Raw genomic sequence first — 25029 nt, forward strand, 5'->3', positions numbered from 1 at the left:
TGCGAGTGAAAGTGATGTGCACATCAAGGCCGCGCGCGGCTGCGCGGTCTGATTTGTCTGCTGATCGACTCTCGAAGTTGCTACGGCGACAGACGCCGCGATAGCCGAACTTGGCGTCATACTCGCGGGGCCATTCTCGCCGGATCGCTGGCGCTGGCTGTCTCTCTGCCCGCTATGATGCAGATCGCAACTTCTCTTAGTGATGAACGGGTGAGCACAATCGACTCGCGATCGTCGCAAAATGCCGCAACCCCGCCATTTGCTTTGACAGCAATGTGATTTGCGCCGAAAGAAGGGCCTCATTCTCGATGGGCGAAGTTGGGGAAGAACAGCGCGCATGAACCTTTTGTGACGCGCTTGTTGGGCTGTTGACGTTGGCTGAGACTTTTTGGGGGACGCGCTAATTGTTGCCGGTAGTCGATTATGGAGATCGCAGTCCTCGCGATCATCTCTCCCGCGTGGGGGCGGTTCCGGCCATGGACTCTGATCTGAGCCCGCAAGGGGGGATCTGGTGGCCTGAACGTGAGGATCTCTCGCTCGAGTTCATGCGCTTGCTGGCTTCCGTCCAGGAAGGCGGCGCGACTTTTTCGGAATGCTGGCTCACCGCCAGCCGCATCGATTTCGCTGGCGACGATGGCGACGATTCTTGGCACCGGGAATGGATTGGCGCCGCGGAAGTCAATCGCGAGCGGGCTTCATCCGCGGCCGCACAGGGCCATCTGGCGACGGCGAGGAGCAATTGGCTGCGCGCCATCAACTATTATCTTACCGCCGCATATCCGTTTGATCTTTCGCCGGACAAGCGGCGGTCAGCGACCGCATCGATGCGCGAATGCGCCGCGAAATATCTCAACTGCCGCGAGCCGGTCGGCGAGGTCGTCTCGATACCCTGGCTGAACGAGTTCACCTTGCAGGGATATTATTTGCCGGCGCGCCGCGGCGGCGATCGTGCGCCGGTGGTCATCTGTATCGGAGAGCCCGGACACCACAAGGAAGAATTCCTGTTCAAGCTTGCGCACCACGCCTCCGAGCGCGGGATGGCGTTGCTTGCGGTGGACGTCCTGGGCGACGGCACCGGCCAGTCGTTCGAGGAGGTATCGCTGCGCCACAAGCCGCAGCGGGCCATTGCACCGATCATGGATTACCTTGTCGGCCGCGACGATGTCGATGAGCGGCGGATCGCGATCCTCGCCGACGGCTGGAGTTCGTCCTTTGTCGCGCGCGGCATCGCCTTCGACCATCGCTTTGCTGCGGCCGTTTGCGACGGCGGCATCTGGGATCTGCATATAGGGTCATTCCTGAATCCGCAGGACAGGCCATTCGGCATCGAATCGTGTCCTGAATTGGAAGCCGACCGCATCCTGAGGAGCATCAGGTGTCCGTTGCTGATTGCCGCGAGCGAGCGCGGCGGACTCAGGGCGGACAGGGTTGCAGAACTGACGGATCAGTTGCGGGCGGGGCGGCGCGACCGGGACATCACGCTCGAGATTTTTGAGAGCGCGGAGACTGCCGCAGGCCAGGGGCTCTTCGACAATCCAACTCTCGCCAACGAGTGCATTTTGGATTGGATAGCATCCCGCATCGCGGCGCAGCCTTTATAAGAGGGCATAGTCCGAATAATAGGGCATAGTCCGAAGCCGCGCTGTCGCTACCCTCTTTGCGTTTGGGCCGGAAGACTTCGTGTCTCTAGAAGTCCGCCGCCACTTTCAGGCGGGCTTTCTCCAGGCGCTTCTTGAGGGCAGCGAGCTTGTTGGTCAGATCATCCAGCTCGCGCGGGCTGAATTCCGCGAAAATGAACTCGTTCAGGCTTTCCTGCTGCGAGGTCAGGCCCGCGAGCTGCTTGTAGGTCTTGTCCGTCAGCGACATCTTCACGATGCGGGCGTCTTCCTTCGCCGGCTTGCGACGGACTAAACCTTTCTTCTCCAGAAGCTTCGATTGGGTCGTGACGAACGACGGGTCGACATGCAGCATTTTTGACACAGCGTTTACGGGGACGCCGTCGCCCTGATCGAGGTCGGCAAGCGCCACGATCATCATCCATTGCGGTCCGCTGATTCCGAGCTTCTTGGCCCAGAAGTAGCGAATCTCCTCGAGATGAACGCTGATCGCCGCGATCTCCCAGGCGAATCGCCGAATGACATTCTCGCTCTTGGTGGCGGACTCATCCATGGGCACTGTACTCACCCCCTTCAGATTCCATAGCGGATGTCCGGCGGAAACGACAGCGGTAATCCGTTATACGTGTCAATTCGCACGAGAAATTAGCAACAGGTGGTCTTCGGCGGTGCGCGCCTCAGTTGCCGAAAAGACACATCGAGGTGGCAATCAATATATGAGTGAGTAAACTAATTTGATTATCTAAATAGCACATGCATAACTTTCATTCCGACGGAGGGGGGCACCCGACCGTCTCGTCTCAGGTGGTTCTCATCAGTCCACCGGCTTGAGAGATGCGTTGATCCTCAACGTTTTTTTCGAGGGCAGTCTAATCCGCTTTGCACGGGGGTTCGTGCATAGCACTTACTTGGAGGTTAACAATGAAGGTGGCTAAGAGCCTTATTCTCGGCTCAGCGGCGGCTCTGCTCGCGATGGGCGGGGCTCAGGCGGCCGATCTTCCCGTCAAGGCCAAAGCGGTCGAGTACGTGAAGGTCTGTTCGCTCTATGGTGCCGGTTTCTGGTACATCCCGGGCACCGATACCTGCATGAAGATCGGTGGTTATCTGCGTGTCGACACCACGTTCAACGGCGGCATCTACGGTTCGCAGGCTTGGAGCGGTGATGCGGGTCAGCATAACCGTTATCAAGACTACTTCTCCGCCCGCTCCCGTATGGCGCTGACGATCGATACCCGTACCGCGACGGAATATGGCGTCGTCCGCACCTTCGCTCAGGGCGACTTCCAGTTCGATACGCTCGGCAACAACACCTACAGCCCGAACTCGATCAACGGTTCGCTTCCGGTCGCAAGTGCCAACCTGCTGCACACGCCGGGCGGCGGCTATGTCGCGGTCGAGTACGTGTTCATCCAGTTCGCGGGCTTTACCTTCGGTAAGTCGTCGTCCGCGTTTGCGACGCCTTGGAACGGTTATCCGGGCAACAACTCGTCCAACCTGCTCGGCGGTCATGACACCGTCACCGGTGTGAACAACATCCAGTACACCGCGCAGTTCGGCAACGGCGTATCGGGCACCATCGGCCTCGATGATCCGACCGTGTTCAACCGCACCACGGTTGCCAACCTGACGCTGCCTCTCACCGCGACCGGTGGCGTCGCCAACGCGTATGCGGGCGTCCATGCTCCAGACATCGTCGGTAACATCCGCGTCGATCAGGCTTGGGGTCTGTTCCAGATTTCGGCTGCTGCGCATGAAGTCAGTGGCTCCTACAACGTGCTGAACGCCGCTGGGGCTCCCGCAGGTGGCGTCGGTCTGCCGGGTGCGGCCCCGACCGCCGCTTCGGAACTGTCCGGTCACCCCGACACCAAGTGGGGTGGTGCAGTGATGGCTGCGTTGCAGATCAAGAACATCCCGACCGGTCCCGGCGACGACATCAAGTTGGATGCGACCTATGCCGTCGGCGACACCAAGCAGGTGATCTCGACGTCAGGGGCCTCGCCGAGCTTTGCGATGTTCGGCAGCAGCAGCAGGCTCGGTGCCTATCAGAGCGTCGGCTTCGGTGCGACCACCGATGGTGTGTATCTCCCGGTCGCGGCCGGTGGCGATGGTTCGATCCACCTGACCAAGGCTTGGGGTATCCGTGGTGCGTTCAACCACAACTGGGATCCCTACTGGTCGACCAGCTTGTTCGGCAGCTACTCCAGCGTGAGCTACGACAACACGGCCAAGGCGTTCATCTGCGCCAACTACACCGGTACCAAGGCTGTCACTGCGGATTACAGCTGTAACCCGAACTTCAACGTGTCTCAGCTCGGCGTGGTCACCCGTTGGACCCCGGTCAAGAACCTGACGTTCTCGGCCGAAGTCATCTGGCTCCACCTCGACCAGAAGTTCACTGGTGGTGCCGTTCTCGCTGTGCCGGCCCCAAAGCCGACCACGCTTTACGAGTACAAGGACCAGGATACGGTCAGCTTGCAGGTCCGCGCTCAGCGCAACTTCTGATCCGCTCGATCTGAAGCATCTCTAGAGAATCCCCGGCGGGCAACTGCCGGGGATTTTTCGTTGCGTGAAGAGTGAGTGGCGAATGGCGAGTAGGGATTAGGGAGTAGGGAGTAGGAAATGCGAGCGGGCATCGCGCACTCCATCACACTTCTCTATTCGCCATTCCCTACTCGCTATTCGCTACTCGCCATTCGCTGCTTCCCATTCGCCACCTCTGCGGCTTCAGTGAACGGTCAAAAAAATATGATTTACTCAGGTAATTTTCTAAGGTAGTAAGGACTTAAGTCGGCGCAGCATGGCCGGCCCGTTAGGTCTCGCTGAGACAGAACCTCTTAATGCTAAACCTCCGAAACCTCCGGCAATGCCCTGCCGGAGGTTTTTCATTACGGTGATCGCGGCAGGGCTCCGCGCTCCGGCTCCAACTGATTCGGCCTGATTCGGGTATCGGCGCTCCTAGAGCGTTTTCGAGCGAAGTGGACACCGGTTCGCGTGAAGAAAACGCGTCAAAGCAAGAATCGAGAGCTTCGGTTCTGATTCAATCAGAACCGAAAATGCTCTAGACCGAAGCCTTGACGATCGTGGCGCGATCGTCCGATCAATCCCGCCTTTGCATCATCGCAACGCCGGCCTCGCTGCCACAGCGCTCGGGCGGCTTCTCGCCCTTGGCGGCGCAGAAGCGGGAGAAGGAGCGGCCGTTGAGATGCAGCGTGCCCGCATAGCTATTCCCGACCACCAGCCCGTCGAAGACGAAGGGGTAGCCCTCCTGCCGCAGAATCATGCGCGCCCCATCGCGACTCCAATGTCCGGAAAGCGTGGCCTGGATCGGCCTGCCGCTCGCGGCATCGCGCCCGTCCTCGCGGTAGCTCCCGTCCGGACTCATGCGCCACGTGTAGACGTAGCGCGGGAAAGCGTCGGGAATGATCGCCGTCCAGACGATGTCATCGGCTTCCGCAGCGGCATCGCGCGAAAGCCCAGGGTCGACCTGCAGGCACCAGAGCAGAGCGCACCAGGCTGCGAGTAGGAAAAACCGGCCGACCATTCATTTGCCCTGTGTTGATTCCCGCGTTGGCTGGAGCGCGACGCTCTCTCCGTCGTCGTTGTTTTGTCGCTGGCGCGCCTTGCACCGGCCTCGTCTCGTCGAATGACGGGGAAGGCTTCTGACTCAAATGTCAAACAGCTTTCCGCTGTCATCGTCCGGCTTGACCGGGCGATCCAGCATTCAAGAAGCGTCGACGCGCAAGCCGAGAATCACATCACGCCCCGCAAGCTGAATTCTCCTGTCGGCGCCCCGTGTAAGACAGTAGAATCAATGTCTTATCTGACAATCGTCCGAATAGCGGACGTAATTCATAAATACGGAGAATATATGGACAAAAATCTTGATCTGGTCTAGCAGAGCCACATGGCCCTTTCCGCGACCCGCAAACCGACCTTCATTCCATCTCCCTCCGCGGAGGCGGTGCTAGCTGAAAGCGCGGGCGATGCCGCTTTCGCCACGACGCTGGCCAAGGGGCTGGTGGTGCTCGAGGCCTTCGATGCCCAGGCGACCATGCTCGGCAACATGGAGCTTTCGGCGCGCACGGGAATCCCGCGGCCGACGGTTGCGAGACTGACGCATACGCTCGCCGAGCTCGGCTATCTCCGTTACGACCAGGATCTCGCGAAATACTGTCTCGGCGCGCGGGCGTTGCGCATGGCCCATCCGCTGCTTGCGGGCATGCAGTTTCGCCAGGTGGCGCGGCCATTGATGCAGGAACTGGCGGAGAGCGTGCGCGGCACCGTCTCAATCGGCCTGCTCGACGGAACGGCGATGGTCTATGTCGAGTCCGCGAGATCGGGCGATGTCGGACCGCATGTCCCAGACATCGGCATGCCCATTCCCGTCGTCAGCACGGCGATGGGACGCGCTGCGGCCGCGACACTGCCTGCCGCTGATTCCGCATTGCTGGAGCGGCAGATCAAAACCGATAACGCCGAAGCGTGGTCCACGCATCGCGACAAGTACCGCGCCGGAATTCAGCAGTGCGCGGATCGCGGCTTCTGCACCTGCTACGGCGAATACATGCCGTCGATCCACGCGGTCGCCGCGCCGCTGTTTCACGCGCGGCGCTTGAAGCAGTCGTTTGCCATCAATTGTGGAATCCCTGCGTTCCGCCTGCAGCCCGGACAGCTCGAATCCGAGATCGGCCCGCGCATCCGGGCTCTTGCCGTCAGCATCCGCTCGCTCGTCAACGAGGCCGAGCCGATCATCGAGCCGCGCGAACGGCCCAAGACGAAGGTCACGAAATGATGCGGGAAACGACGGTCGCTGGCGCGATGCGCGTCGCAAGTAGCGGAGCATGAGATGGCCGGACCGCTCGCGGGATTGAAGGTTCTCGACATCGCCACCATCATCGCCGCGCCGCTGGCCGCTACCCTGCTGGCCGACTATGGCGCCGAGGTCCTCAAGATCGAGATGCCGGGGCAGGGCGATGGGCTCAGGTCGTTCCCGCCGTTGAAGGACGGCAAGCCCCTGTGGTGGAAGGCGGCAAACCGCAACAAGAAATTCGCGACGCTGGATCTTCGCACCCCCGAAGGCCTTGCGCTGTTCAAGCAGATGCTGCCGCGCTTCGACGTGCTGATCGAGAATTTTCGTCCGGGCACGCTCGATCGCTGGGGTCTCTCGAACGAAGTCCTGTGGTCGATCCAGCCTCGCCTCGTTATTCTGCGTGCGACGGCTTTCGGACAGGACGGGCCCTATAGCGATAGACCCGGCTTCGCCCGCATTTTCGAGGCGATGAGCGGGCTGACCTACATCACGGGCGAGGCCGATGGCGAGCCTACGCATCCCGGCTACCCGATCGGGGACTCCATCGGCGGCCTGTTCGGCGCCGTCGGCGTGCTCGCGGCGCTGTGGAAGCGGGCGCGGGATCCCGATGCTCCCGGCGAAGAGATCGATCTCGCATTGACCGAGGCGGTGTTCCGGTTGCTCGATGTCCTTCCCATCGAGTTCGACCAGCTTGGTTCCGTGCGCAGCCGGATCGGCAATGCCAACGGCTATTCCGCGCCGGCGGCGGTGTTTCGCACCAAGGACGATCGCTGGGTCACGCTCGCAGGTTCGACCAATGCGCTCTATGCGGCGAACTGCCGGGCGATCGGACGGCCCGACCTGATCGAGGACCCGCGCTTCTCCGGCAACGAGCGGCGCGTGAAGCATGCGGGCGAGCTCAACGAGATCTTCGCGGCGTGGTGCGCCGAACACACGCTCGAGGAGGTGCTCGCAAAATTCACGGCCGCGCAGGGCACGATCGCGCCAATCTATTCGATCGATCAGATCGCGGCAGACCCGCAAGCCAAGGCGCGCGAGATGATCGCCCGCGTTCCTGATCGCGACTTCGGCTCGGTGGCGATGGCGAATGTCGTCCCGCGCTTTGCCGCCGATCCCGCGCAATTGCGCCATTCCGCCGGCGACGTCGGGCAGGACAATCGCGAGGTCTATCGGGACTGGCTCGGCCTTTCGGAGCAGCAGATCGAACGGCTCACCCAGAAGAAAGTGATCTGAGGTCGGCCATGCACCGGCGCGGTTCCGCGGAGACAACAAGAACACGCTGCGGACGTGCAACAACGAAAGGGAGGCATTCATGAAAGTCACACGCCGAACTCTGCTGGGCGGCGTCGCGGCCTGCTTCGCTGCGGTCTGCGGTTCCCGGGGGTTCGCACAGGGGGCCTGGCCTTCGCGTCTTGTGCGGTTTGTATCGCCGTATGGGGCAGGCGGCGCCAACGACATCTCGCTGCGCATCCTGACCGAGCAGCTCGAGCGTCAGCTCGGCCAGCAATGCATCGTCGAGAACAGGCCGGGCGCGGGCACGCGCCTCGCCAACGAAGCGGTCGCGCGCGCCACGCCGGATGGCTACACCTTCCTTTACGCCGCGGCGCCCTATGCGACGGCCGAGGCGCTGTTCGGAAAACTGGGCTATGACCGCAAGGACCTGCAGCCGGTGGCGATGGCGGTCATCGTGCCGCTGTTCCTGATCATCAGTGCGGAGGCGCCCTTCAAGAACCTGCAGGAGCTGATCGCCTACGGCAAGCAGCAGCCCAACGGGCTTACCTTCGCCTCTCCAGGCGCCGGCTCCCAACCCCATCTGGCGGCCGAGCTGTTATTCAGGGATGCGGGCGTCAAGGGCCTCAACGTTCCCTTCCGCGGCGATGCGATGTCTTACACGGAATTGCTGGCAGGCCGCGTCGATGCCACGCTGACCGCGATCAGCACGGCGTTGCCTTATATCCAAAGCGGCAAGTTCCGCGTGCTGGGTGTGGCGTCAGTCGAGCGCAGCCAGATCTATCCGGACGCGCCCACCTTGCGTGAGCAAGGTCTGCCCAATGTGATCGCTGCCGGCTGGTACGGCTTCATGGCGCCGGCTGCCACGCCGCGCTCCGTCGTCGATCGTCTGCAGGACAAGATCGTCCGCATCCTTGCCGATCCCGACGTGAAGCAAAAGCTGTTCGCCCAGGGGCTGGAAGTCCGCCGCAGCACGGCCGCGGAGTTCGGCGCGTTCATCGACGCGGAGACGAGCAAGTGGGGCCAGTTGATCCGCGACGCCGGTCTCAAAGGAGAATGAGGATCACAACGCTGTCGCCGGCCACGGCTGTTGCGGTGCAACGAAGTCTTCGAGTGATTTGAGCAAAGCTTGATCGACGCGTACCGGGTCGCTTCGAGGCCATCATGGCCCACTTGGAATCCAATGTACCAGCGGGCTTGCACTGCGCTGGTTGAGCACTCACGAAGACTTGGCTCTAACACTGGGCTCTCGCGCGGGCGTGACCACGCCTTGTCTCTGTGCGCATCGTTGGAATGAAATGCGTGAAGCGCATCATTCATTGGAATCCTTTTCCAGACATCGGTCCTCTCGTCGCCATATTTTGGGATGATTTGTTTTTGCAACGAGCGTAACGTCGCTCGCTAAGAAAAAAGAATGATCTTGGGAGGAAAGCGCCGATGAGTCGGACGAAGCATTTCGTTTGGGCATCCATCACCTGTCGCTCGCTGCCGACAGGGCACTCGCAGGATCACGCTTCCGCCAGGACGTAGCCGATGATCGCCATAGCGACATCGCTGTCCCGCAGATCGGGAATCCTTGCGATTGGATTGGTTGCGGTCGGAACCTGGCTGACGCTCGGGGCCGCCGCGGCGGATGTTCCGCTGCAGGTGACCAACGCCCGTGTGCCTGCATCCAACGAGATCGGCATCAATCTCCCGCTACTGATGACGATCAGGAACGATGCGACCGAGCCCGACGCGATATTGCGCGTCCGCTGTCCGTTCGCGAACTTCTCCGAAAAGCACACCGTCGATCGCGGCGAGGGCGCGCCGGCCATGCGCGAGATCAAGTCGATTCCGATTCCGGAAAACAAGACCACCGAGCTCAAGCGCGACGGATATCACGTGATGCTGCTGCAGACGCGGCAGAAGCTTGTCGACGGCGAGAAGTTCACATGCGCCGTCGTCTTCCAGAAAGCCGGAACCAAGGAAACGGAGGTGGAGGTTTCACGAACGCCGTGATCGCGACAACGGGCAAGGTGAGCCCGCTGAACGAGGCTTCTCGACTGAGCGGTTCGGATGTGCCGGACGCTCGATCCAACATGAACTTGCCAAAGGAGGGCATTTGCTCATGGAGCGATTTTCAGGTCACGCAAGAAGAATCACCAGGCGAGCGGGTCTGCTCGCCGCAGCAGTCGCCGCCGGAGGCATGATGGCGGCATTGCCGGCTTTCGCCGCTGACGAGGTCAACCAGGAACGGTTGCTCAACGTCGACAAGGAACCGGGCAACTGGCTTCATCATCACCAGAACTACTCCGCTCACCGGTTCTCCTCCCTCAAGGAGATCAACCGCGATACCGTGAAGAACCTGAAGGTCGCCTGGACCATGCATCTCGGCGGCATCGAGCCCGGCGGCATCTGGAGCCATGGCGGCCTCGAAGGCACGCCGATCGCCGAAAACGGCTTCCTCTACGTCACCGATGGATGGGGCTCGGTCTACAAGATCGACGCGCATGGCGGCCGCGGCCAGTTGGTCTGGAAGATGGATCCCAAGACCGACCGTGACTGGGCCGGTGCCGTCGCCTGCTGCGGCGTCGACAACCGCGGCGTTGCCTTGTGGGGCAATCTCGTCGTTTCCCACACGCTGGACGGCCGGCTGATCGCGACCAACAAGGAGACCGGTCAGGTCGCCTGGCAACGCACCGTCGCCGATCCTGATAAGGGCGAAGTCATCACCGGCGCGCCGCTGATCGTCAAGAACATGGCGATAACAGGCGTGGCCGGCGCGGAATACGGCATCCGCGGCTGGATCGCCGCGACCGATCTCAACACCCAAAAGGAACTCTGGCGCACCCATACGATTCCGGGCAAGGGCGAGCCAGGCAGCGACACCTGGAAGGACAGCAACAACGCGGCTGCCGCCGGCGGCGGTTCGACCTGGGTGACCGGCAGCTACGATCCGTCGACCGACACCATCATCTGGGGCGTCGGCAATCCGGGACCGGACTGGGACAACGAGTATCGGCCGGGCGACAATCTCTACACCGACAGCTCGCTGGCTCTTGATGCCAACACCGGCAAGATCAAGTGGCACTATCAGCACACGCCGAACGACCCTTACGACTATGACAGCGTGGCGGAGAACGTGCTGGTCGATATTCCCGGACCCACCGGACCGCGCAAGCTCGCGCTCGAAGCCGACCGCAACGGCTTCGCCTATGCGATCGACCGCACCACCGGCAAGTTCATTTGGGGCCTTCCGTTCGTCAAGAAGGTCACATGGACCAAGGGGCTCGATGCGGAGACCGGCAAGCCGATCGAGTACGACCCGAACAAGGCGGTGCAGACTTACGTCGCCTCGGTGACGCCAAGCCGCACCAACATGGAAACCGACATCTGCCCCGGCAACATGGGCGGCAAGAACTGGCCGCCGACCGCCTATAATCCGGATCTGAAGCTCTGGTACATCCCGGTGATCGAGAGCTGCAACCGGATCAAGGTCGAGGTCGCTACGCCCGACAAGCTGAAGCCGCGTGAGTTCTGGACCGGCGGTGGTCCGAGCCAGCCGTTCAAGATCACGGGCAGCGTCACCGCGATCGACGTCACCACCGGGAAGATCGCCGGCAAGATGGAAACGCCGTTCCCCAATCTGGGCGGCATTCTTGCAACTCCTGATCTCGTCTTCAGCGGCCAGCCGTCCGGCGAAGTGATGGCGCTTGATGCCAAGTCGCTGCAGAAGCTCTGGGAGTTCAACACCGGAGGCGGCGTCAACGCACCGCCGATGACCTTCACGGTCGATGGCAAGCAATATCTCGCCATCCTCGTCGGTCTCGGCGGCGCCTGGGACAAGTGGTTCATCGATTCAACGCCCGAGCTGAAGAAGATCCAGCCGGGATCGATGCTCTACGTGTTCGCGCTCTGAGTTTCCAACCATGGAGGGCCCGCAATGTCGGGCCCTCCTGCTTCGTCAACAAGAGACGTCATGATGATCTTCAACGCATCCTCGGCGGCGGCACGTGTGCTGCTCATGAGTGTCGTCGCCTTGATTCTTTCGATGCCAGCCGCAGCTTTCGGTCAGTCGGCGCAAGCGACGGCTTCGGATCCGACCAATGCCGGCAAGGCGGTGTTCAGCAAGGCCAATTGCATGGGTTGCCACAAATGGCACGGCAATGGCGGCGGCGGCTACGGTGGCGATGCGCTGTCGCTGCGCAAGACCGTGCTGACGCGTGAGCAAATCATTGAAACGGTCAGTTGCGGGCGGCCCAGCACAGGCATGCCGTTCTTCGTGCGTGGCGCCTATGACGAGGTGACGTGCTACGGCATGAACCGCGAGGAGGCGGGCAGCCATATGCCGCCTGAGGCCGGAACGTTCCTGCGGCAGAAGGATATCGAGGCGGTCGCCGACTATGTGCTTGCGCATATCAAGGGCGCCGGCGAGCCGACTTATGCGGAGTGCGTCACCTTCTTCTCGAGCACGTCGCGGGTTTGCGACATCTACAAGAAGCAGGATGATGCGACGGCCAGCACGGGGAAGAGCCAGTGACGATCAGGTTGAAACTTTGTGCAATCCTCAGCGTTCTGCTCGCCTGGCAGGCGGTCGCGCTCGCCAATTCTCCGGCCCGGACGGAAGAATTCGGCGGCAACGACCTGCGCGACATCCGCCTCGGCATGGCCGTGAACGAATTGGCGGAATCAGGCTATGTCGACCTCTATTGTGCGACGGATCCGCGGCATATTTTGACCGGCTGGAAGGACTGGCGTGACTGTCCTGCCGGCGCCAGTGGAACGCGGGCGATCCGGTTTGGATATGATCCGATGACCAGCCGGGACGGCACGATGGTGGCGGGCCATCCGGCGCTTCTGACCCTATCGATCGACGATAGCGGGCATGTCTCCGGCTTGCTGATCGAGACCGATCCGAAGGCGCGCCTCTACATCCGGAAGAAGGCGTTCCTGCTCGGGCTGCAAGCCAAGTCCCGCTACGGCGCGGAGGGCTGGGCCTGCACCGAACGCCAGCCTGATCAGGGAGACCAGCCGGTCGGCGGCGTCTACCTCAAGGAGCGCTGCACCAAGACCATCAGCGGCCGCTCACTCGTCGTGGAACGCAATCTGTTCCGCCGGGCCGATCAGGATACGAAGAGCTTCGTCGACGAAACACGGATCAGCATCCTGCGGTCGAAGGACTAGTGGCGGTCGTCGCGGCGAAGGTTGTTCGGCGTGACTCCCCGCGTCCGCTTCATGGTTGCGGTCATATGGCTGTTGCTGGAAAAGCCGGCGGCTTTGGCCACCGCGGCGAAAGGCATGTCGGTTGTCTTGGTAAGCCGTTCGACAAGGGCGAGCCTCTGCGCGACGACATATTGGTGTGGCGCCTGGCCGGACGTTTGCCGGAAGGCGCGCAGGAAATGGCTGGGTGAAAGTCCGGCCAGTTCGGCAAGGCGACCGACGGACAGGCTCTCCGAAAGATTGGCATGGATGTAGTCGGTCACGGCGCGCCATGCCCTGGGTGAAAGACCGCCGCTGAGCAGAGGGCGCGGCCGAGCGCTGAAGGACGAATAGCTGCGCAAGAGGTGAGTGCCAAACAGCGTGATCAGCGCGTCGAAGCAGAGATCGTTCGCGGCCTCCCCGCGCTGGAACTCGGCCCGGATCAGATTGGCGAGCTGCAGCGCCTGCTGGTCGACGAAGCCTGGCCGGGGCGGCTGGAACTCGAAATCCTCGTTCTGAAACTCCGCTCCGGCGAGCTCGGCCAGACGGTGTTGGTCGTGCGCGACGAGCAGGTTCTCCTTCGCGACGCACCAGCGTGCGAACAGATCAGCCTCGGCCGGCACGACCTCGATCGTCCCGACCGGCGCCAGCGTGACCGTCTTGCGGCTGCTGTTGAGAGCGATCTCGCGATTGGGCTGCGGCGTGAGCATCACCAGCGCCATATGCGCCGGCGCCTTGAAGGCGATTTCGTTCGGGCCAGTCCATGTTCGAGTGACCGCGCCGCTTTCCGTGCCGAATTTGGGACCCCAGGCGTCCGGAACGCAAGCTAGCAACGCTGGCAAGTCCTTCCTCCACAACATCACTTCAGTCGATGCTGCCGACGTCATCCACGACGCGAGCACTCGGGCGATCAGTCATCGGCAGGCTAGCAGAAAGCGATCATGTTGTCGAAATCCCACCCAGTTTCACCGCGTGGGTCGCGCCCGGTTGATGAAACGGCATCGATCATCGGGCAAGGGATAGACTCGATACGAAAGGCGCCTTCACGATCGCGGCTTCCCCTCGCAAGGGCGGCACGTGACGGGAGTTCAAACCGTTGGCGCACCAGCAGCACGAAGGAGAAAGAAGATGATCGATCACAGCATCCAGGGGAAGACCGTCATCATCGCCGGCGGCGCGAAAAATCTCGGCGGCCTGCTCGCCCGGAACCTTGCCGCGCATGGCGCGAAAGCCGTCGCCATTCACTACAACAGCGCCGCGACGAAGCCGGCCGCCGACGAGACCGTGAAGGCCATCAATGCTGCCGGCGCCAAGGGCGTGGCCTTTCAAGGCGACCTCACCAGCGCCGCCGCCGTCGAGAAGCTGTTTGCCGAAACCGTTGCCGCCATCGGCAGGCCGGATATCGCCGTCAATACCGTCGGCAAGGTGCTCAAGAAGCCGATGGCCGAGATCACCGAAGCTGAATTCGACGAGATGAGCGCGGTAAATTCGAAGTCGGCTTTCTTTTTCCTCAAGGAAGCGGGCAAGACGCTCAACGACAATGGCAAGATCTGCACCCTGGTCACGTCCCTGCTGGGGGCGTTCACGCCGTTCTATGCAGCCTATGCTGGCATGAAAGCGCCGGTCGAACACTTTACGCGCGCCGCGGCCAAGGAGTTCGGCGCGCGGGGCATTTCGGTGACGGCGATCGGCCCCGGTCCGATGGACACGCCGTTCTTCTACCCGGCCGAAGGCGCCGATGCGGTCGCCTATCACAAGACCGCGGCAGCCCTGTCGAAGTTGACCAGGACGGGTCTCACCGATATCCAGGACATCGTGCCCTGGATTCGCTTCATGGTGTCCGACGGCTGGTGGATGACGGGTCAGACCATTCTCGTCAACGGCGGCTACACCACGAAGTGACGCGTCCGCCAGCCAGATCCCTGGTTGGCGTCGCAGTTCGAGCTGATCGGAACGTGCCAGGGTTCCTGGCACGGGAGTCACATGCCGTCAGAGCCTGAAGCTCATTGTGACGTCAACCGGGGGCACTCGGATGGATGGCTACAATGACCTGCATCAGAGCCACGAGATCTTCGTCCACATCCGCATCATCGTCGGAATGATCCTGGGCATAAGCCTTGCCCGCCTCGTCAGCGGCGTGACGCGGTTCATTCAGCACCCCGGAAAGGAGAGGATCAACCTCCTCCATATTGGATGGGCCATCTTCCTGTTCCTCGCCATCATCCACTTCTGGTGGTTCGAATTCGCGCTGTCCAAGATCGAGCGATGGACGTTCGAGAGCTATTTTCTCATCATCTGCTACGCCGTGGTGTTCGTCATGCTGTCCGCAATGGTGTTTCCGGACAACATCGGGGAACATGAGGGGCTGAAGGAGTATTTTTGGAATCGCAGGGCCGTATTCTACGTTCTCCTTTTGATTCTGTTTTCAGTTGATGTTTTCGACACGCTCCTGAAAGGAGCGAACTACTACAAGCAATTCTATGGCTGGTATTATCCGGTGAGGCAGAGCCTCCTGATCGGCGGGACAATAGGGGCGCTGCTTACGGCTTCCGAACGATACCACGTTTCGTTCGTCGCCTTTGCGTTGGCAATCCAGATCATCTGGGTCGCGAGTTTGTTCGACGTGCTAGGTCCGGACTGAACGGGTCGAAGGCGCCGCCAGCCTTAGCCGGGACATTCAGCCATTGAAATCAGGCGGATGCCGAATATGGCGTCGACGCGATCCGGCGAGAATTTGGAGCTTCGGTTCTGATTCAATCAGAAGCGAATATGTTCTACTCTGTCTTCCTTCGGGGCCGCGCATGACGATCTTCAGAATGTCATCCGGCAGCAGCCGCTTCAGCGCTTGGCTTCGTCCTGTCGTGCACGGCCTGATATCGCGCTTCGCGTTTATACCCGAAAAGGTAGCTTAAAAAGGCACATCCCTGGAACTACCATTCGGCGCCGAACCCTAGCGCATTTTTTCGGAGCCCCCTGAGCGGTCCCACCGCCCGGCCAGGGCCGTTCACTGAGCCTGGCACGAAAGGTAGGGCAATCGTGCTGTCGAACAAAGTGCTGACACACATCTATCGCGGCCGTGACCAGGCACGGAAGGGCCAAGGTTGCCGCGTGCTGGTCCGCGGCAACAAGAACCGGTGCCTTGTTGAATTCACGGACGGATTCCGCTTGATGACAAACCGAAACACGCTTCGAACGATCAAGCCGACCAAGTCAGCGCGGCTCCGCTGAGCGCCAAGGCGCAGTACCGCCGAAGTCGCCCCCCATCGAACTGCTTCACGTTTCTGCACGCGAATGCCGTAGTTTCCCGGGGAAGAACGGGAGCAGCCGCGGTGTTAGCAATGTCAAAGAACCGGGGCCCGGTACATTTTCAGCGCGGCAAGCATTTCCCGATTCGGTCCCCCGAAGCCCACCCAATTAATTGCTCGTTTCGATCCGTATTCAAAAAATTATCTCGAGGGATCATGGGACGCCGTTGGTCTGACCTCGACATCGACGATCTCAAGCGAATGGCGCGTAGCGATTACCCCGCACAAAGCATCGCACGGATGCTGCATCGATCTCCTGGTGGTGTCATCGCGAAGGCGCACGAGCTGAAGATTTCCCTTCAGTCTCATCACCGGCTGCTTCCCCGCGGATTCAAGCGGCCCCGGCCACGCGGGTTTCCGCTCACCTGAGCCGCAGCGTCATCCCTGATGTTACGAAGCGACTCGTCCTGTCGCGAAGCGCGGCGCGGAGACGAGTGGGAACCGCTCCAGTCGTAACGGTTCCGCATATCCGGATATATTGTCGCACCCGGCTTTATTTACGCGGTGCGCATTAAATGTGATTAGATGTCGCGCAACTTCTGATTTAATGCTTTGTTGTTGGGTGGATTAAATCTATTCGTTCGTTTCATGCTGCAAGAAAGAGATTCGGATGCTCAACTCAGAAGAGCCCGACCCGATGGTCGAATCCCAATCCGCTTCTGATCGGCGCAATTTCCTGGCCGTATGCGGGAAATTCGCGATGATTTGCGCAACGGCAACAGCGACGTAGGAGGGTAATCGAGACGGGGCCTGTAGCCGCAAAATACGCGGCCTGAATTTGCCGGCGGGCGCAGTGCATAATGGCGTCATTTAATTGTCATTTATTTTCGTGCTTCGCGGAATTCGATTCCGTCGCTCAGCTTTCGTCGACATCATTATCCCGGTGCCAAGGAGGAAAATATGGCGAATACGATTCAAATCGAAGGCCAGGCCGCTCAGCAATTGTTGGGAACTGAAGGGTTTTTCCCAGATTCCCGGGCCTTCGATTGGCTTTCCCTCATCGATCCCATCAACAGTTTGATCATTGGCACCAGACACGACGATGTCCTTGCCGCACAGGCTGACGGCGACATTGTCTTGGGCCTTGCCGGCAACGATCATTTGAGCAGCGCATTCAACCGGACCGCATTGATCGGCGGTCGCGGCGATGACACTTTGACAACCAATGTTGTCGTCCCGCAGGGCGATTTGCACGGACTTGCCATTCAATTCGGCGGGGCCGGCAACGACCACCTCGATGGGACCGTCACCCTTCAGGGTGAGAGCCCGCCTCAGAGCACCGAGAAGACCGCAGATGTGCTCCTCGATGGCGGCAGCGGAAACGACACTATCAACGCCACGGCCAATGTGGAGCTTGCTGTCTTCGGAAGCGTAACGGTCAGAACCGATGTGTTCGGCGGAAGCGGCGATGACACCATTCATGCCCTGGCAGATGGCCGTAACGTTCTCGGAAACAGTATCGCCATGAACACCGTCGATGGCGGCTCCGGCGATGACCACGTCACGGCTCATGCCGAAACAGAATTCGCTGCGCTTCACGGCAGCGCCAGTAACGTACTCTTCGGCGGTGACGGCAACGACGTGCTGGACGCGAGCGCTGTAGGACGATCCAATTCCACCGACCTGGTAACAAACGAGCTTCACGGTGGCCGGGGCGACGACGTATTGCACGCTTTCAATGTGACAGACTCAAACAGCGCCACGCCGGTCGGCATCAACCAGCTTTGGGGCGATGACGGCAACGACACCCTCGAGGCGACTCATTCCACCGATGGGGAGAACACCGTTACGGATCTCACGAATTATCTGGACGGCGGGAGAGGCAATGACACCTTGATTGCGAACTCCACCGCGCTTGGTGAAGTTGTTCGCGCACTCAATCAACTCGAGGGAGGTAGCGGAAACGACAGCCTCACGGCACATCTCGACGCGGTAGCCGGCGGCAGGTTTGGTCCCCCCGGGGCGGATCTCTACGATGTCGCGAATGTCCTGAATGGCGGGGCCGGAGATGATCAGCTCACCGCGTTTCTTTCGGCAACGCCCAAGCCCGGCGTTACGGACAACTCTGTTGCCGAGAACCGCCTGGATGGCGGCGCTGGAAACGATGTCCTGACGGCGACCATTGCGCCTGGTTCGCTCGGATCGAACTTCCTCAGCGGCGGTGCGGGCAATGATCAACTCACGGTTTTTGGCGGGTCAGGAAACGTCCTTGATGGCGGCGATGGCAACGACAGGCTCACGAGCGGCATCGGGAACGACAATATGCTTGGCGAACGCGGCGCGGATACGTTCGTCTTTGCCGCCTCGAGCGGGCATGACACGGCCGATTTCCAAGCAGGGCGAGACAAGATCGACCTCACGGCTTTGGCAGCGAACAACATCCACGATCTTGCCGACTTGAATATCGAGGTGACCGGCGGAAACACCATCATTCACTTTGATGCCAACAATGACCTCACCATCGCGGGCGTTCAGAACCTCAGCGCAAGTGATTTCTGGTTCGCGTAGCTGACTGGCGCGGTTCACTATCGGAAAACGGCCTGCGGGCCATCGCGATGTCTGCTTTTAGCTCGATAAGCCGACATCGCCAGCTCAATCGCGCCCGTGCGGCGGTTTCGTCGTGACGCGCCTTTCGTAACTTCGCGCTCATGGCCAGGTGGAAGCGCTCTAGCGTGGGTTGTGCCTGGTTATGGCGGGCATAGTCCCGCCAGTCGAGAACCCGAAAATTTGCCGACGGCCAACGATTGCGCAGGCCGGATGCCTGTCCACGTCGATGAAGCGGCGCGACCCTTGCAAGCGCGACCCTTGCAAATTTGTAATCGCGTGAACACCAAGGCGCCATCGGGACGACCAAAAGCCGCCGACGTTTGAGGACTATATGAAGCCCTCGGCCCCACCGGAATTCGCACCGATGTTGTTTCAAGCTGTAATTGTTTGCCTGCTCGTCCTCAGCGTTGGCGTTCTCATCGCCCACATGGTCGACGCCCTCAGGACATGAGGTAGCGTCGCTTCGCGCGGCTCAGCTCACAATCCGATATCACGATCGCGCTTCGTGGCGACGAAAGTACATGTATGCCCCAACGGTAAGGTAATTGGTCGCGACCGCGATCACATTCCACATGATGATGTTCTTTGAGCCGATCGATACGCCATAGATCACCCAGAGAATTTGGAAAGTGCCCATGATGGCCGCCATTCGGGGGTTCATGCCGACACTGGAGCGCCGATTCAGCATCGCAATGAGGTCGGGCAGAGCCGCGAAGGTTGTCCCGAATCCCGCCGCGAAGCCGATGATTTGAGTGAGGTCCATCACTCCTCCTCAACGCGCGACCAATCCGGCCATATACTGTGCGGTGCTCGCCGGGCGCAAAAGAAGATCGGTCTTAGGCTAGAGCGTTTTCGAGCGAAGCACGCCCTCGGACTTGATCCGAGGGTGGGCGCCGGTTCGCATAGCAATCAAGTTTACGCAGATTGCGTAGACTTATCTGCGCAGAAAACGCGTCAAAACAAGAATCTAGAGCTTCGGTTCTGATTCAATCAGAACCGAAGCTCTAGGGACTTTTTCCGTCGAAAATGGCGGGTTTCTTCTACTTGAAGACCCGCCGCGAACGCCGATACACCAGTTTGCGCCGCTTCTGGCGTGCTCCGGCCGATCAAAAGCGGTGTCGTTGGTCCGGAGCGGCGCCGCCGCTGCTCCGGACCAACGTGCTGTGACGACGCGTGTGCTTGCCGCGTGGGCAAGACCTCATAGGGAGGCTTGATATGTCGCGTTCGACGCTAGCATTTGTCGCTATGATGACGCTTCTCTCGATGAGCTTCGTTCTTTATCCGCAAGACCCTGCCAACGCTGCCACGTTCTGTGCGCAGCTAAGAGGGGCGAAAGCCGCAGGACAGCCTGACTGCTCATTTTCGACGCTGGATAAGTGCCGCGCGCGCGTCAGGCATAGGGGCGGCGGGCACTGCTACAAACTGACCCACTAGCCCGACGGCGCAAATGCGCCATCCATCCTGAATTGCGAGGACTGCGGTTGGCGCGAGCGGAGCGTCGTCGATCCGCAAGCGATAGGCCGGGTTAGCGCTGTCTTCGCCCTCTAGTGGGTGAAAAACATAACGCCGAGGGCGCCGAGTATGGCGCCGCAGTCGTGAATTTTCGCTGCCGGCCGTGAAATCGATCACGCGGTCCAAATCTGGACCTGATGGCGGCGCTTGTGCAAAAATCGATCATGTTCGGCACTTTTGATCCGGTTGGGTACCCGGCTCGAAATCGAGTATCGTCCGCCGGGGAGCCGGTCATCTAAGTTGCTGATTTTGTGGGTTTTCTGGTGCTGCCGGACAGGATTGAACTGTCGACCTCTCCCTTACCAAGGGAGTGCTCTACCACTGAGCTACGGCAGCATGCCCGGGAATAAAGAATCGGCCCAATTGGCCCCAGCGGGCGCGGCGGTTCTTGCCACAAGCCCCCCTCCGGCGCAAGCGCGGGGACGGGGAGGCGGACCGCAAAAACACCTCGTCCCGTCGAAATTCGGCCAATCCGGGGGCACTTCGGTTCCCTGGGGCGCTCGGGAGTGCGGCTTTGGCCGGTTCGTCCTGCCACCGCACGGAAGACCGGGGAGCCCACCTCCCCGATCGACCGGTGCATGTCCCTCGGCGCCTAGTCTATTGTCATGCAAGTTTGAAAGACGGATGCAACATGCAGGACGAGAAAGACAGGCGGGAGCGGCAGGTCGCGATTGCGTCAGACGAATCAAGACAGCATCGCCTCAAGCTCGCGCTGCGCGAAAACCTCAAGCGGCGGAAATCACAGGCGCGCGGGCGCAGCGATCCTGCATCTTCCGAACCGGCCGAAGGCCGACTAGATGACGCGAGCGATGGCGAGCCGGGTCCCTAGCCGGTCCCTGCATGCTGGGCATCGTTGCGACGTGTTTTGGTAAGAGGAGTGAGTAGCTGAGATGGCTGCAGAGGCGATGGCGAATCCGATCAGCGCGAGGTCCCTCGCGTTTCCGCGGCACGAGCAGACCTTTCCGACCCTGACCGACCACGAGATCGAGCGGATGCGCCGGTTCGGCGAGGTCAGGCACTATACGGACGGCGAAGCGCTGTTCGAGACCGGCAAGCCGGGACCGGGCATGTTCGTGGTGCTTTCGGGCACGGTCGCGATCACCCAGCGCGATGGCCTCGGCCATGTCACGCCGGTGATCGACCAGGGCCCGGGACAATTCCTGGCCGAGATTGCCCAGCTCTCCGGCCGGCCTGCGCTGGTCGACGGCCATGCCGAAGGCGATGTCGAGACGCTCTTGATTCCGCCGGAAAGATTGCGGGCGCTGTTGGTGGCCGAGGCCGATCTCGGCGAGCGCATCATGCGCGCGCTGATCCTGCGCCGCGTCAACCTGATCCAGGGCGGCGTCGGCGGCCCCGTGCTGATCGGCCCGCCGTCGCTCGGAAAGATCGCGCAGTTGCAGAATTTCCTGGCGCGCAACGGCCAGCCCTATCACGTGGTCGATCCCGCCACTGACAAGGACGCGGCCGACCTGGTGGCGCGCTACTCGGCAACGCGCGCCGAGTTGCCGTTGGTGGTCTGCCCCAACGGCAACGTGCTGCGCAACCCGTCCGAGACCGCGCTTGCGATGGCGATGGGCATGATCGGCGGCCACACCCATGACAAGCTCTACGACGTTGCCGTCGTCGGCAGCGGGCCGGCCGGGCTCGCCACCGCCGTCTATGCGGCGTCCGAAGGGCTGTCGGTCGCGGTGCTCGATTCGCGCGCCTTCGGCGGCCAGGCCGGCGCCAGCGCCCGCATCGAAAACTATCTGGGCTTTCCGACCGGCATTTCCGGCCAGGCGCTCGCCGGCCGCGCCTTCAACCAGGCGCAGAAATTCGGCGCTGATATCCTGATCCCGGTCTCGGTCAGGTCGCTGGACTGCTCCAAGCGGGACGGCCTGTTCTCGATCGCGACCGAATGCGGGCACACCTTGCGCTCACGATCGATCGTGGTTGCGAGCGGGGCGCGCTATCGCCGGCCGAGCATCGAAAATCTCGAGGCCTTCGAAGGCCGCGGCGTCTGGTACTGGGCCTCGCCGATCGAGGCCAAGCTGTGTGCCGGGCAGGACGTGGTGCTGGTCGGCGGCGGCAATTCGGCAGGCCAGGCCGCAGTGTTCCTGTCGGGCCATGTGCGCAAGGTCTACATGATGATCCGCGGCGGCGGCCTCGGGGCCAGCATGTCACGCTATTTGATCGAGCGCATCGAGGCGACGCCGAACATCGAACTGATGTTCAACACCGAGATCACAGCGCTGGAAGGCGGCGAGGATGCCACGCTCCAGCGCGCGCGCTGGAAGAGCCGCCTGGCGCCGGAGCAGCACACGCTCGACGTCAACAACGTGTTCCTGTTCGTCGGCGCCGATCCCGCGACCGGCTGGCTCGAGGGCTGCGGCGTCAAGGTTGACCGCGGAGGCTTCGTGCTCACCGGCCAGAGCGGACAGGATGGCCTGCGGCAGGGACAATTGCTGGAGACAACGGTGCCCGGCGTTTTCGCCGTTGGCGATGTCCGCTCCGGATCGGTCAAGCGCGTCGGCGGCGCGATCGGCGAGGGCGCGCAAGTCGTCGCGGCGCTGCACGGCTTCCTCGCCGACAACGCCAATTCTACGGCTTAGGAAACAGCAGATGTCGAAAGGCTGCACCCATATCGCCGACATTCAGACCGTCACGCCGAGCGCGCTCGGCTGCGAGGAATGCCTGAAGAGCGGCAGCCAATGGCTGCATTTGCGCATCTGCCGCACCTGCGGCCATGTCGGCTGCTGTGACGATTCTCCCAACAAGCATGCGACCGCGCATTTCCACGCGACCGGCCATCCGATCATCGAAGGCTATGATCCGCCGGAAGGCTGGGGCTGGTGCTATGTCGATCGCGTGCTGTTCGATCTCTCGCAGCGCAAGACGCCGCATAACGGCCCGATCCCGCGCTATTATTGATTCATAGCGCCGTGGGGAACGCGTAGCCCGGGACATCCGTGTCAGCATACGCGAGCGGCCCCGGGTTTCGCTCCACCCGGGCTACAGCACTAATTCAGATAGTTTGGTGATTGCTGTCGGTGTGCCGTCATTTATGACAGGCATGCAAACGGTTTCGGCAAATCCCATACTTTAGTTTATTCGCATCATAATCATCTTATCTTCATCATATAAGCCGGCTTCCGATCCGCGAAGCATGTAGCAATCTCACTTGTTGCATCGTAGTGTTCAGCGCGGTTCTCAATCGGGAGTGCTTCACATGGTCCTGGGTATGAGCTTGGCCACGTTTACGCTTGTTCACGTGGTGATCAGTCTGATTGCAATCGTCGCGGGCCTTGTCGTGATGTTCGGGCTGCTCGGCTCGAAGCAGATGCCCGGGCTCACCGCGATCTTCCTGCTGTTCACGATCCTCACCAGCGTCACCGGCTTCATGTTCCCGTTCAAGGAGCTGCTGCCCTCGCATATATTCGGGATCATTTCGTTGATCCTGCTCGCGATCGCCTGCATCGCGCTCTATGTCATGAAGCTTTCGGGCACCTGGCGTCCGATCTACATCGTGACGGCGATGATATCGCTCTATCTCAACGTCTTCGTGCTGGTGGTTCAGTCCTTCCTCAAGATACCCCCGCTGCACGCGTTGGCGCCGAGCGTGCCACCGGCTCCGCCGTCCGGCCCCGTCTTCGCCGTCGTGCAGGGCATCGTGCTGGTGCTATTCGTGGTGGCGATCATCGGCATCTGGCGGCGCTTCAGGCCGATGGCCTCCTTCGCCTGAAGCATGATCCGGAAAAGTGGAGACCGGTTTTCCTCGCGACAAACGCGAAGCGTTTGCGCGGAGATCATGCTCACGATCCAATTGACATCGTGATTTGATATCGCAGGGCGATTTTGAAATCCGGAGCATGCCCGCGACCGGTATGTTCCATCAGCTTAACTCGCACGAAAGGCTGCGCGATGCCCACGATCACCACCAAAGACGGCGTCATGATTTTTTACAAGGACTGGGGCAGTGGTCAGCCCATCGTCTTCAGTCACGGCTGGCCGCTGTCATCTGATGACTGGGACACCCAGATGCTGTTCTTCCTCAATCACGGCTTTCGCGTCATCGCGCATGACCGCCGCGGCCACGGCCGGTCGAGCCAGGTGAGCGATGGCCACGACATGGATCACTATGCCGACGACCTCGCGGCGGTGACCGAGCATCTCGATCTGAAGAATGCCGTTCACGTGGGTCATTCCACCGGCGGCGGCGAGGTGGTCCACTATATCGCGCGGCACGGTGAGAGCCGGGTGGCGAAGGCGGCGATCATCAGTGCGGTGCCGCCCTTGATGGTGCAGACCCCGGCCAATCCAGGCGGCCTGCCCAAGGATGTCTTCGACGGGCTGCAGGCGCAGCTCGCCGCGAATCGCTCGCAATTCTATCGCGAGCTCGCCGCGGGCCCGTTCTACGGCTACAACCGGCCGGGCGCCAAACCGTCGGAAGCGGTCATCCAGAACTGGTGGCGCCAGGGCATGATGGGCGGCGCCAAGGCGCATTACGACGGCATCGTCGCCTTCTCGCAAACCGACTTCACCGAAGACCTGAAGAAGATCAACGTGCCCGTTCTCGTCATGCATGGCGACGACGACCAGATCGTGCCCTATGCCGACGCCGGTCCGCTGTCGGCCAAGCTGTTGAAGAACGGCACGCTGAAGACCTACAAGGGCTTTCCGCACGGCATGCCCACGACCGAAGCTGCCACCATCAACGCCGACCTGCTCGCGTTCATCAAGGGCTGAGCGTCGCTTCCTTCACCTCTCCCGGCGCGCGGCTGTCCGATTCACACATCGCGGAGCGCCAGACTGGTACCAAATTTGATGCGCTGGAAGGCTTCGAGCCCCA

The 25029-nt window shown here is 61.2% G+C and carries 20 protein-coding genes and 1 tRNA gene; 16 read left to right on the plus strand and 5 right to left on the minus strand.

From position 1 onward, the window contains the following. Positions 1-476 precede the first annotated feature (476 nt). Positions 477-1601, plus strand: a complete 1125-nt coding sequence (locus OZ411_RS36985; RefSeq protein WP_282531881.1) for a dienelactone hydrolase — start codon at positions 477-479, stop codon at positions 1599-1601. A gap of 85 nt (positions 1602-1686) precedes the next feature. Here the strand turns inward: OZ411_RS36985 and OZ411_RS36990 are convergent, their stop codons facing one another. Continuing rightward, the gene (locus OZ411_RS36990; RefSeq protein WP_130579931.1) at positions 1687-2169 is read right to left on the minus strand and encodes a MarR family transcriptional regulator; all 483 of its coding nucleotides are present in this window, start codon (positions 2167-2169) and stop codon (positions 1687-1689) included. A 368-nt stretch (positions 2170-2537) separates the two neighbouring features. On the opposite strand from OZ411_RS36990, the gene OZ411_RS36995 reads away from it, so the two are divergent. After that, positions 2538-4118: a porin gene (locus tag OZ411_RS36995; protein WP_282531882.1), complete on the plus strand. Its 1581-nt coding sequence runs from the start codon at positions 2538-2540 to the stop codon at positions 4116-4118. A gap of 595 nt (positions 4119-4713) precedes the next feature. On the opposite strand, the gene OZ411_RS37000 is transcribed toward OZ411_RS36995, so the two are convergent. Then, the gene (locus tag OZ411_RS37000; protein WP_282531883.1) at positions 4714-5157 is read right to left on the minus strand and encodes a hypothetical protein; all 444 of its coding nucleotides are present in this window, start codon (positions 5155-5157) and stop codon (positions 4714-4716) included. A 363-nt stretch (positions 5158-5520) separates the two neighbouring features. On the opposite strand from OZ411_RS37000, the gene OZ411_RS37005 reads away from it, so the two are divergent. The 7 genes from OZ411_RS37005 to OZ411_RS37035 all read left to right on the plus strand — a co-directional run bounded on the left by OZ411_RS37005 (position 5521) and on the right by OZ411_RS37035 (position 12822). Next, positions 5521-6408: an IclR family transcriptional regulator gene (locus OZ411_RS37005; RefSeq protein WP_282531884.1), complete on the plus strand. Its 888-nt coding sequence runs from the start codon at positions 5521-5523 to the stop codon at positions 6406-6408. Between the two features lie 54 nt (positions 6409-6462). Further along, on the plus strand, positions 6463-7659 hold the full coding sequence (locus tag OZ411_RS37010) for a CaiB/BaiF CoA-transferase family protein (RefSeq protein WP_282531885.1): 1197 nt from the start codon (positions 6463-6465) through the stop codon (positions 7657-7659). A 79-nt stretch (positions 7660-7738) separates the two neighbouring features. Further along, a complete protein-coding gene (locus tag OZ411_RS37015) occupies positions 7739-8716 on the plus strand; it encodes a tripartite tricarboxylate transporter substrate binding protein (protein ID WP_282531886.1) in 978 nt (325 codons plus the stop codon). A gap of 473 nt (positions 8717-9189) precedes the next feature. Further along, complete coding sequence (locus OZ411_RS37020; RefSeq protein WP_282531887.1) at positions 9190-9657, plus strand: copper chaperone PCu(A)C; 468 nt, start codon at positions 9190-9192, stop codon at positions 9655-9657. A 109-nt stretch (positions 9658-9766) separates the two neighbouring features. Then, positions 9767-11557, plus strand: coding sequence for a PQQ-dependent dehydrogenase, methanol/ethanol family (locus tag OZ411_RS37025; RefSeq protein ID WP_282531888.1), 1791 nt, complete (start codon positions 9767-9769; stop codon positions 11555-11557). A 132-nt stretch (positions 11558-11689) separates the two neighbouring features. After that, positions 11690-12178 (plus strand): c-type cytochrome, encoded by a 489-nt coding sequence (locus tag OZ411_RS37030; RefSeq protein WP_130579950.1) that lies wholly within the window; start codon positions 11690-11692, stop codon positions 12176-12178. Further along, a complete protein-coding gene (locus OZ411_RS37035) occupies positions 12175-12822 on the plus strand; it encodes a hypothetical protein (RefSeq protein ID WP_282531889.1) in 648 nt (215 codons plus the stop codon). The genes OZ411_RS37030 and OZ411_RS37035 overlap by 4 nt, the downstream gene beginning before the upstream one ends. Here the strand turns inward: OZ411_RS37035 and OZ411_RS37040 are convergent. Continuing rightward, a complete protein-coding gene (locus OZ411_RS37040) occupies positions 12819-13679 on the minus strand; it encodes an AraC family transcriptional regulator (protein ID WP_282531890.1) in 861 nt (286 codons plus the stop codon). The two genes, OZ411_RS37035 and OZ411_RS37040, sit on opposite strands and share 4 nt — an antisense overlap. Positions 13680-13965: 286 nt before the next feature. Here OZ411_RS37040 and OZ411_RS37045 point away from each other — a divergent pair, with 286 nt between their 5' ends. The 3 genes from OZ411_RS37045 (at position 13966) to OZ411_RS37055 (ending at position 18650) form a co-directional block, all read left to right on the plus strand. After that, positions 13966-14739, plus strand: coding sequence for an SDR family oxidoreductase (locus tag OZ411_RS37045; protein ID WP_282531891.1), 774 nt, complete (start codon positions 13966-13968; stop codon positions 14737-14739). Between the two features lie 130 nt (positions 14740-14869). Continuing rightward, positions 14870-15478: a hypothetical protein gene (locus OZ411_RS37050; RefSeq protein ID WP_130579940.1), complete on the plus strand. Its 609-nt coding sequence runs from the start codon at positions 14870-14872 to the stop codon at positions 15476-15478. A 1564-nt stretch (positions 15479-17042) separates the two neighbouring features. Then, entirely contained in the window at positions 17043-18650 is a 1608-nt protein-coding gene (locus OZ411_RS37055) for a calcium-binding protein (protein WP_282531892.1), read from the plus strand. 529 nt (positions 18651-19179) lie between these two features. On the opposite strand, the gene OZ411_RS37060 is transcribed toward OZ411_RS37055, so the two are convergent. Both OZ411_RS37060 and OZ411_RS37065 read right to left on the minus strand, forming a co-directional pair. Then, a complete protein-coding gene (locus tag OZ411_RS37060) occupies positions 19180-19452 on the minus strand; it encodes a SemiSWEET family transporter (protein WP_282531894.1) in 273 nt (90 codons plus the stop codon). 1010 nt (positions 19453-20462) lie between these two features. Continuing rightward, a tRNA-Thr gene (locus tag OZ411_RS37065) sits at positions 20463-20537 on the minus strand. 554 nt (positions 20538-21091) lie between these two features. Between OZ411_RS37065 and OZ411_RS37070 the strand changes: the two genes are divergently transcribed. From OZ411_RS37070 to OZ411_RS37085, 4 genes are all read left to right on the plus strand, one after another. Next, entirely contained in the window at positions 21092-22792 is a 1701-nt protein-coding gene (locus OZ411_RS37070) for an FAD-dependent oxidoreductase (RefSeq protein ID WP_282531893.1), read from the plus strand. 10 nt (positions 22793-22802) lie between these two features. Continuing rightward, positions 22803-23111 carry a UBP-type zinc finger domain-containing protein gene (locus OZ411_RS37075; RefSeq protein ID WP_130579947.1) on the plus strand — a complete coding sequence of 103 codons (309 nt, stop codon included), beginning with the start codon at positions 22803-22805 and terminating at the stop codon, positions 23109-23111. A 298-nt stretch (positions 23112-23409) separates the two neighbouring features. Then, positions 23410-23922 (plus strand): hypothetical protein, encoded by a 513-nt coding sequence (locus OZ411_RS37080; protein WP_130579948.1) that lies wholly within the window; start codon positions 23410-23412, stop codon positions 23920-23922. Between the two features lie 179 nt (positions 23923-24101). After that, positions 24102-24926, plus strand: coding sequence for an alpha/beta hydrolase (locus tag OZ411_RS37085; RefSeq protein ID WP_130579949.1), 825 nt, complete (start codon positions 24102-24104; stop codon positions 24924-24926). Positions 24927-25029: the final 103 nt, after the last annotated feature.

This window comes from Bradyrhizobium sp. Arg237L (assembly GCF_029990105.1).
GTDB lineage: Bacteria > Pseudomonadota > Alphaproteobacteria > Rhizobiales > Xanthobacteraceae > Bradyrhizobium.